The organism is Candidatus Cloacimonadota bacterium (genome assembly GCA_012516855.1).
Classification (GTDB): domain Bacteria; phylum Cloacimonadota; class Cloacimonadia; order Cloacimonadales; family Cloacimonadaceae; genus Syntrophosphaera.
In genome coordinates this window covers 1-3,179 of record JAAYWB010000124.1, presented here as the reverse complement: position 1 = coordinate 3,179, position 3,179 = coordinate 1, and the positions used below count along the sequence as shown (strand labels likewise).

Below are 3,179 nucleotides of genomic sequence, written 5' to 3'. Positions count from 1 at the left end.
GCCACCTCCACCCACGGGTCTGTGACCCTCACCTGGGAAGCCCCGGAAGCGATGACACCCAACAACTACAAGGTTTATAGAAACAGCTCCTATCTTGCCACAACAGCGAACCTCACTTATACAGACCTGAACGTGACCGACGGCGTAACCTACAGCTATTACGTTGTAGCCAGTTACACCGACGGCGATTCAGAGCCTTCCAACACCGTGAGCGCCACCCCCAACACTTTTCCTCCCACCAACCTCACCGCAGTAGGCGGCGACACTGTTGTCAACCTGGGCTGGACCGCTGCCGGGGGACGTGGCGCTGAAGAAGAATCTTTGGATGGGAGGAATATCAGCGGTTACAGGATTTACCGTGACGGCAGTTCCCTCACCACGGTGACGGGCACCAGCTACGCTGACCACAATGTGGTGAACGGCACCACCTACAGCTACTGGGTGACAACGCTGTATTCCAACCCCAGCGGTGAATCCGCGGCCTCAAATACTGCGGAGGCCACTCCCTTGGCAATGGCGTATGCCGTGATCGGCAGCGGAACCGGAACTACCTCCACCACTGAGGGTTGCCCCATCAACATCTATAAGAAAAGCCTGCACGGGCAGTCGGTTTATACCGCTGCCGAACTGAACGCCGCGGGCCTGTATGGTCCAACGGACATCACCCAGTTGGGCTTTTACGTGGCAACGGCGCCAGCTTTGGCTTTGCCTAATTTCCGGATGCGGATGAAGCACACCACGGCTACGGATGTCACAAACTGGATTAGTGCAGATGGACTAACCACAGTTTATAGCAGCACATCATATATGCCTGTTACCGGAGACTGGGATATGCTGATCCTATCCACCCCCTTTGCCTGGAACGGGATTGACAATATCGTGATCGACACAGACTTTGACCGGGTGGCCACAGAATCCGCCACTGGAACCGTTCACTACACCAACATGGCCAATGGCTACCGCTATGGCCGCAGCACCTATAGTGACATGGGCGAAACCTTCACCGGCGGCCTGGTATCAGTTTACCGGCCGGATGTGAAACTGGGTTTTGTATATGTGGAACCTGCCGGACCGGAAATAGCGGTCGATCCCCTCAGCCTCAATTTCGGCGAGGTGCAGGTGGGGCAGACCAGCGTGAAGCAATTCACCATATACAGTAATGGAGACGAGACTCTCAGCGGGAGCATCACCACTCCGTCCGGCTATACTGTCTCAACTGCTCGAGGCAAAGGCCAAAAGAATCTGGGAGCGAGCCGGAACACTCTGTCCTTCTCGCTTCCCGTTGGCACCCACCAGACCTACAACCTCAGTTTCAACCCCACGGCCGTTGCCACCTATTCCGGCAATGTGACAATCACCAGCAACGACATCGACGAAAGCACGGTGCTCATTGCCGTAACAGGAACAGGATACACGCCCGCCAACATCTCTTTGAGCAACAACAGTCTTTCCGCCACGCTCGTCAACGGCGCCCAGGGTACGGACAGCTTTACGATTAGCAATTCCGGCAGCCAGGGGCTCAGCTTCAACCTCGCAGAATCGCCTTCCGTGGCTTGGTTCAGCGCGACGCCCTCTTCCGGAACAGTATCCGGAGACGGAAACCAGCTCGTCACCGGAACTTTCTTCCCTGAAGGACTTGTCCCCGGCACCTACAACACCACTCTGCTGGTCAATTCCAACGATCCGGACAGCCCCCAGTTGCCCATGTCCGTCCAGCTTGTGGTGCAGAACAGCAGCCCGACAATCAACGCGCCAGAATCACTGATCTTCGATATCTATGCCGATACCTCCCTAATCGAGGATTTCAGCCCCTACGTGGATGACCTTGATCCGCAGACTCTAACTTTGGGATACAGCGGCAACAGCAATATCCTCGTCTCCATCGACGGGCTTACCGTCACCTTCAGCAGTCTCAATTACTGGACCGGCACGGAGGAAATCACCTTCTCCGTCTATGATGGCACGGCTTATGCCTACGACACGGTTTCTGTTACCATCACCCAGATCATGTATCCGCCCACAAATCTCATCGCCCAGGCTGGAAACAGGGTGGTAAACCTTAGCTGGACTGCGCCTGATCCCGCCGGCGTGAGCGGCTACAGGATCTATCGCGACGGACAGGTGCTCACCGATGTGTTTGGCACCACTTATTCCGATGCCAGCGTATCCAACGGCGTCACCTACCAGTATTACGTCACCACACTCTATGCCAATCCCGCGGGCGAATCGGCAGCTTCCAACACAGCGGAGGCCACCCCCATGGCAATCATCAATGTCACTTTGGGCGATGGCACTTCAGCCACAAACACAAATGAAGGCTGCCCCATCAACATCTTCAGACGGAGCCTGCACGGACAGTCTGTCTATACCGCTGCCGAACTTAATGCTGCCGGCGTCTATGGCCCGGTGGAGATCACTGCTCTGGGATTCTACGTCAACAGCGCTCCCAACCAAGCCCTACCTTCCTTCGTGGTGCGCATGAAACACACCACGGCTGCTAATGTAGCCGACTGGCAGACCTCCACAGACATGGTGACGGTTTACAGCGCCACTTCCTACATGCCAACTCCCGGCGGTTACGACATGCTGACTCTGGACACTCCCTTCACCTGGAACGGAACGGACAACATTGTCATCGATACCGCTTTTAACCGGGTGGGCTCCAGGAACTCATCCGGGACTGTGCGCTACACTGAAACCGCCAGCGGCTACCGCTACACCCGCAGCGACTACTTTAACCAGACCAATACGTTCTACGGTGGCAGCGTATCAATTTACCGGCCCAACGTGCAACTTACCATCTACGGCGGTGAGCCCGCTCCACCGGAAATAACGGTCGATCTTCTGGCACTCGACTTCGGCGCAGTGAAGGTTGGCAACAGCGTAGTGCGCCAATTCACAATCGCCAACTCCGGGGAGGAGGATCTCATCGGCTCCATCACCACTCCGGCTGGCTACAGTGTTGTCGAACAAGGCCGGAATTCTACAGATACGGAAATCCTTCGCAACACTCTGGAATTCAATCTGGCAGGAGGCACCAATGCCGTTTACCAGCTCACCTTCCAGCCGCTGGAAGCTATTTCCTACAACGGCAACGTTGTCATCAGCAGCAACGACGAGGATGAGCCCACTGTGAACATCGCCCTGACCGGCAGCGGCTACATCCCGCCCACAGTCTC

The 3,179-nt window shown here is 56.1% G+C and carries 1 protein-coding gene; it reads left to right on the top strand.

Translation table 11 applies throughout. The features are described 5' to 3' along the window. Positions 1-3,179: choice-of-anchor D domain-containing protein (locus tag GX466_09375; protein ID NLH94405.1), on the top strand; the 3,179-nt coding region annotated here is incomplete at both ends.